The sequence below is a fragment of the Pyramidobacter piscolens W5455 genome (assembly GCF_000177335.1).
In the GTDB taxonomy this organism is placed as follows: Bacteria; Synergistota; Synergistia; order Synergistales; family Dethiosulfovibrionaceae; genus Pyramidobacter; species Pyramidobacter piscolens.
On the sequence record NZ_ADFP01000114.1, the window covers coordinates 1 to 6,063 of the forward strand.

The following is a 6,063-nucleotide window of genomic DNA, read 5'->3' on the forward strand; positions in this document are numbered from 1 at the left end:
GCGGCGAAAAGGTCGCCGCCCTGCGCCGCCCGCTCGGCCCGCGCCAGTTTTTCGGCCTGCGGCGCGAACGCCGCCTGTTCTTCGTTCAGTTCGTCTCTGGCGCGTTCGTGTTCCGCCCGGCGCGCGGCCAGCCCATCGCGGCGGGAATACCAGTCCAGCGCCTGCCGGAGCTCTTTTTCCAGCGCGCGCAGTTCCTTCTCGCGCGTTTCGCTGACGGCGGCGCGCCGCTGCGCCGCGGCGCGAGTCTCGTCTGACAGCGGCGCGTGTTCGGCCTGCGAGGCGCGCAACTGTTCCAACGCGGCGCGCTCGCGCTTGGTTCGGTCGTAAACTTCGCGCGAGATCTGCCGGTAGATTTCCGCGCCCGTCAGCTCTTCGAGCAGTTTGGCGCGATCGGCCCCGTCGGCTTGAAGGAAGGCCGCGAAACCGCCCTGCGGCAGCATGACGGTGCGCGTGAAGCGCTCGAAGTCGAGGCGGCAGACTTCTTCCACCTTTTTGGCCATGGAACTGACGCTGTCGGCCAGCACTTCCTCGCCGTGCCCAAGCCGCGAAAAGCGGCACTTCGGCGCCTGCCACTCCCGGGCCGCGCCCTTGCGCGCGGATTTTTTCTGCGACCAGAAGGCGCTGTAGCGCTCGCCGCCGATTTCGAAAACCGCTTCGGCGAAGCACTCGCGCTCGCCGCGGGTCATGATCTCGTTGCCGGAGTTGTTGACGCGCTCCAGGCGCGGCGTGCGCCCGTAAAGCGCCAGGCACACGGCGTCGAGCAGCGTGCTCTTGCCCGCGCCGGTGGGGCCGGTGATGGCGAACAGGCCGCCGCGGAACTCGGGCGATTCGAAATCGACGTTCCACTCTCCGGCGAGGGAGTTGAGGTTCTTGAAATGAAGGCGGCACAGCCTCATCGCGCCGCCTCCGTCCGCATGGCCTCGAGGGCTTCGAGATACGCGCCCGTCAGGGCCTCCGCCTCTTCGCCCTCGATTTGGTGCTCGCTCAGATACAACCTGAAGACCTCGCGCGGCGACCAGTCTTCGTTCAGGTCGCCCGCGCCGGAGAAAACTTCCGCCAGCCCCGCGTCCGCCACTTTGACGCGCAGGATCTTCACCGCGCCGCCGTCGCCGGTCAGCTCGCGGATACGGTCGTTCAGCCCCCGAGCGCCCTCGTCGGCGCAGTCCGCCTCGACCCAGACGGAGCGGCCGGACCGTTCGAGTTCGCTCAAAGCGGCGGCGATTTCATCGAAAGAGCCTTTCAGGCGGAGGATCTCCTGCCAGACGGGGACGTCAACCGCGCGCACCGAAGCGGCGCGCCCGTCGAAATCGACGACGCAGACCTGTTTTTTCTGCCCTGCCTCGCCGAAGCCCATGCACAGCGGCGCGCCGGAATAACGGCGGCTCTCGCGCCCGCCGCAGGTCTGCGGCATGTGCAGATGCCCCAGCGCCAGATAATCGACGTTTTCGGGAAAGGCCGACAGCGGCACCGCGCCCAGCGAACCGACCGCAAGGTCGCGCACGCCGTCGTCGTCGCGCACGGCTCCTCCGGCGGCAAAACAGTGGCCGAGGGCGACGATAGGGACATCGCGCCCCGCGCGCCGCGTTTCGGCCAGCGCGCACACATCGGCGTAATGTTTCGCGAATCCGTCCAGTTCGGCGCGCGCGATCGCGTCGGCGTCTTCGCCCGACATGGCCCCGCAGAGGTCGCGCGAGCGCAGAAACGGCACGGCACAGCACAGCGCGCCCGTCTTTCCCTGCGCGTCCGGCAGCTCGAAAATCTCCGCGCCGGGATCCTGCGCCGGCGCGCCCACAACGTGGACGTCGAGGCGGTCCAGCAGCTCCCGCGGCGAGTCGAGCAGCGCCGCCGAGTCGTGATTGCCGGCCACGATCACCGCGCTGCGGCAGGGCGTGCGCGACAATCCCGTGAGAAAACGGTAATAAAGACTCTGCGCCCACAAGGGCGGCGTGTAGGAATCGAAAACGTCCCCCGCCACCACGAGCGCGTCGGCACGTTCGCAAATCAGCGTATCCGTCAGCCAGTCGAGAAACCGGCGGAATTCGTCGGCACGTTCCTGGCCGCAGAGCTTGCGGCCCAGATGCCAGTCCGACGTGTGAAGGATTCTCATCGCTCAGCCTCCTCATGAACCGCCGTCTTTCGCGAAACGGCGTTCCTGCTGTACAATAATCATAACACAGCGCACGGCGCAGAAGTTTCACTCTCAAGACAGGAGGAATGAAAAAATGCTCGGCGCGATTCTCGGCGATTTCTGCGGCGCTCAGTACGAAAGCCGCCGCTCCCGCTACGACGGTTCGCGGCCGCTGCTCAACGACGGCTGCCGCTTCACCGACGACTCGATCCTCACCTTCGCCACGGCGGAAACGCTGCTCGGCGGCGACTTCAGCGCGGAAAGCTTCGCCCGCGGCTACATGAAATGGGGCCGCGCCTATCCGAACCGCGGCTACGGACGCGGCTTCCGGCTCTGGCTCGAAAACGGCGAACTGGTCGAAAACAACAGCTTCGGCAACGGCTCGGCCATGCGCGTCGCCCCCGTCGGCTGGGCGTCGCGCACGCTCGACGAGGCGCTCGAACTGGCGCGCGCCAGCGCCCATTACACGCACGGGCACCCCGAAGGCGTCAAAGGCGCGCAGATCATCGCCGCCGCCGTTTTCACGCTGCGGCAGGGCGCTTCCAACGACGAGCTGAAAAACTATCTCGAAACGGCGTTCGGCTGCGACCTGAGCACGCCGCTGGCGCAGATCATGGCGCGAGGCTACGCGTTCAGCGCCACCTGCCAGGGCAGCGTGCCCCAGGCCGTACGCTGCTTTCTCGAAAGCTCGTCCTACGAGGACGCCATCGTCAAAGCGCTGATGCTGAACGGCGACACCGACACGCAGGCCGACATGGCCGGCGCTCTGGCGCAGGTCCGCTTCGGCGTGCCGGAAACGATGCGCGCGGCGGCGCTGGCGGCCATGGACGAACAAATGAAAGCCGTGCTGCTGGCGTTCGAAGCGCGTTTCATGGACGGCGCGCCGTAAGGCGCCGCCCCGTTGCAACAATTTGGGGCAATCGCCTTTTTTCGTCCGCCGTTGGAGAGATGAAACAAATAAATCTATTGCTGAATCTTCGCCCCTTTTTCCGAAGCAAACGGAAGAGGGGCGATTCTTCGTGACGCATGAAATTTCGCCGCCGCCGTTTTTTCCCCATTTCCGCCCTTGCGCTTTGAGGCGAAAGCGCTTATAAAGTACCACGTGTAACGATCACCGATCTTCCAGAAAGGGGGGGCGAAATGAACGTCCTCTTGCTGCTCGGCCGCGCTTCGGATTCGATCTTCGACAGCCCCGAGGCCGCCGAGCTTTTCGAAGAACTGGAAAACAAAGGCTACCGCCTGCAGCGTCCGGAACTGCACGGAAGTCTTGTCGACATGCTGGAACAGCGTCCCGAAGCCGCTGGCGCGATCATCGACTGGGACACGATGGGCGGCGAACTGTACGCCTCCATGGGAGAGTTGAACGAACGCCTGCCCTTTTTCGCCCTGACCAGCCCGGCCGCCGCCAAGGAACTTCAGCCGCCGGAAAAAGACAAGCTGACGCTGGCCTTCGTGCCGCTGCCTTGCCGCAGCGCCGAACGCGCCGCAGCGAAAATCGACCGCGCCGTGCGCCGCTATTTCGAGCTGCTGCTGCCGCCGTTCACGCGCGCGCTGTTCAAGTTCGCCGCCGCGAAAAAGAACACCTTCTGCACCACGGGCCATCTGCTCGGTTCGGCGTTCCGCCATCACGCCATGGGCTGGGCTTACTACAACTTTTACGGCCCCAACGCCTTCCGCGCCGACACGTCGGTGTCGGTGCCCGACATGGGCTCGCTGCTGGAGCACACCGGCGCGCACAAAGACGCCGAAGAGCTGATCGCCCGGGCCTTCAACGCCGACCGCAGCTACATCGTCACCAACGGCACGTCCACGGCCAACAAGATCGTCGGCATGTACTGCGTATCGCAGGGCGACACGGTGCTGATCGACCGCAACTGCCACAAGTCGATGACCCACCTGCTGATGATGTGCGACGTCGTTCCCATCTATCTGCTGCCGACGCGCAACGCCTACGGCATGATCGGCGGCATTCCCGCCGACGAATTCACCTCCGAAGCGATCCATTACAAACTTTCCCAGCGCGACGACGCCACCTGGCCCACCTACGCGGTCATCAGCGACAGCACGTACGACGGACTGCTCTACGACTGCAGCTGGATCAAAGCCAACCTGCCGGTGAAGAAGATCCACTTCGACAGCGCCTGGTCGCCTTACGCGCCGTTCAACCCGATCTACGAGAACAAGTTCGGCATGTGCGGCGAACCGACGGCGGGCAAAACGATCTTCGAGACGCAATCGGCGCACAAGATGCTGGCCTCCTTCGCCCAGGCGAGCTACGTCCATGTCAAGGGGGAGTATGACGAGTCCGTGCTCGACGAGGTTTATATGATGCACACCACCACCTCGGCCAACTATCCCATCGTCGCCAGCGCTGAGACGGGCGCGGCGATGATGACGGGCAATCAGGGACGACGCCTGCTGCAGAACTCCATCGATCGCGCCATGACCTTCCGCCGCGAGCTGGCGCGCCTGTACGACGAAAGCGACACGTGGTTCTTCAAGTGCTGGCAGCCCGACGACATTTCCGAGACCAAATGCTGGCCGATCTCCCGCGGCGAACGCTGGCACGGCTTCCTCGGCGCCGACGAGGACTTCAACTACCTCGACCCGATCCGCGTCTCCGTGCTCACGCCCGGCATGGATCCCACGGGACAGCTCATGGAAGAGGGCATCCCCGCCGCCGTGGTGTCGCGCTACCTCAACAACCACGGCGTCGTCACCGAGAAGACGGGGCCGTATCACATGCTTTTCCTGTTCGCGCTCGGCGTCGACGAGCTGCGCACCAAGGCGCTGCTGCGCGCGCTTCAGGATTTCAAGCGCGACTACGACGACGACGTGCCCATCCGCGAGGCCATGCCCGACCTGTTCAAGCTCGATCCGGTATTCTACATGCGCATGTCGTTGCAGCAGCTCACGCGCGGCCTGCACCGCGTGATGCGCAAACGCGACCTGCCCAAGCTGATGTACCACGCCTACGACGATCTGCCGGAGATGGAGTACACGCCGTACCAGGCCTTTCAAAAAAACCTGCGCGGCGAAACGCACGAAGTGCCGCTGGCGGAGCTGCTCGGCCAGGTCAGCGCCGACATGATCCTGCCTTATCCGCCCGGCGTGCCGCTGGTGATGCCCGGCGAGAAAGTCACGGAGAAGAGCGCCGCCGTGCTGGACTATCTGAACATGCTCTGCGAGACCGGCGAGCTGTTCCCCGGCTTCGATACCGAGATCCACGGCGCCTACCGCCGCAAGGACGGCTATTACGTCAAAGTGCTCGACGAGGAATAATTGCGCCGCGAAGCGCAGGCACAAAGACAGAATTGATTTGGCCAGGGAGGAATTTTCATGAAGAGACTGATCGCGCTGTTCATCGTCGTGCTGTGCGCTCGTTCGGCTTCCGCTACGGAAATCCGCACAAAAGCGCTGACTGTTGTCTTTCCCGAGACATGGAACGCCGAAGTTCGCGCCGACGACAGCGTAACGCTGACCTCCGCCAACGGAAAAACCGTGATCACGCTGACGGCTCAGGCAGCGGCCAGCGCCCAGGAAAAAGCCGATCTCGACCCGCGGACGGTCGCCGGATACCTTGCCGAGCAGCTTCGCGAAGGCGGCGCCCAAGCCAGCGACGTCACCGCCGCGGCCGACGGTTCCTGCTCGTTTACCGTCGCGGGCAAAGACGCGCGCAGTCAAACCGAGACGAAAAGCCGCTTCCGCTTCGCGATCGAAAACGGCGCGTGGTTCGTCACGCAGATCGTCAAGGACGGCGATACGCCCGAAACGGAACGCATTCTTCGCTCGATTCGTTATCATTGACGGCCGCCGTTGCGTGTTCCGCGCGGAAGCGTTTCCGCTTCAAAAAGAGAGGGCGTTCACGAAACTGTTCGTTCGTGAACGCCCTCTCCTTTTGCCGCGAGCCCCGCGCCGAAATCCCCCGTTTCCCC

General features: G+C 64.4%; 5 protein-coding genes. 3 read left to right on the forward strand and 2 right to left on the reverse strand.

Going from position 1 to position 6,063, the window contains the following annotated elements; all coding sequences use genetic code 11:
• Nucleotides 1–896, reverse strand: an 896-nt coding sequence (locus HMPREF7215_RS09680; protein WP_009165675.1) for an AAA family ATPase, incomplete at its 3' end; no start/stop codon positions are given.
• A complete protein-coding gene (gene sbcD / locus HMPREF7215_RS09685) occupies nucleotides 893–2,107 on the reverse strand; it encodes an exonuclease subunit SbcD (RefSeq protein ID WP_009165676.1) in 1,215 nt (404 codons plus the stop codon). The genes sbcD and HMPREF7215_RS09680, both read right to left, overlap by 4 nt.
• Before the next feature lie 115 nt (nucleotides 2,108–2,222).
• Here sbcD and HMPREF7215_RS09690 point away from each other — a divergent pair, with 115 nt between their 5' ends.
• The 3 genes from HMPREF7215_RS09690 to HMPREF7215_RS09700 all read left to right on the forward strand — a co-directional run bounded on the left by HMPREF7215_RS09690 (nucleotide 2,223) and on the right by HMPREF7215_RS09700 (nucleotide 5,935).
• On the forward strand, nucleotides 2,223–3,017 hold the full coding sequence (locus tag HMPREF7215_RS09690) for an ADP-ribosylglycohydrolase family protein (RefSeq protein ID WP_009165677.1): 795 nt from the start codon (nucleotides 2,223–2,225) through the stop codon (nucleotides 3,015–3,017).
• Nucleotides 3,018–3,268: 251 nt separating this feature from the next.
• Nucleotides 3,269–5,410 (forward strand): lysine decarboxylase LdcC, encoded by a 2,142-nt coding sequence (gene ldcC / locus HMPREF7215_RS09695; protein ID WP_009165678.1) that lies wholly within the window; start codon nucleotides 3,269–3,271, stop codon nucleotides 5,408–5,410.
• Between the two features lie 57 nt (nucleotides 5,411–5,467).
• Entirely contained in the window at nucleotides 5,468–5,935 is a 468-nt protein-coding gene (locus tag HMPREF7215_RS09700; protein WP_009165679.1) for a hypothetical protein, read from the forward strand.
• The last annotated feature ends 128 nt before the right edge of the window (nucleotides 5,936–6,063 follow it).

Excerpts from the sequence above, each read along its gene's own strand:
- sbcD (WP_009165676.1), bottom strand. The coding sequence starts at position 2,107 with ATGAGAATCCTTCACACGTCGGACTGGCATCTGGGCCGCAAGCTCTGC.
- HMPREF7215_RS09690 (WP_009165677.1), top strand. The coding sequence starts at position 2,223 with ATGCTCGGCGCGATTCTCGGCGATTTCTGCGGCGCTCAGTACGAAAGC.
- ldcC (WP_009165678.1), top strand. The coding sequence starts at position 3,269 with ATGAACGTCCTCTTGCTGCTCGGCCGCGCTTCGGATTCGATCTTCGAC.
- HMPREF7215_RS09700 (WP_009165679.1), top strand. The coding sequence starts at position 5,468 with ATGAAGAGACTGATCGCGCTGTTCATCGTCGTGCTGTGCGCTCGTTCG.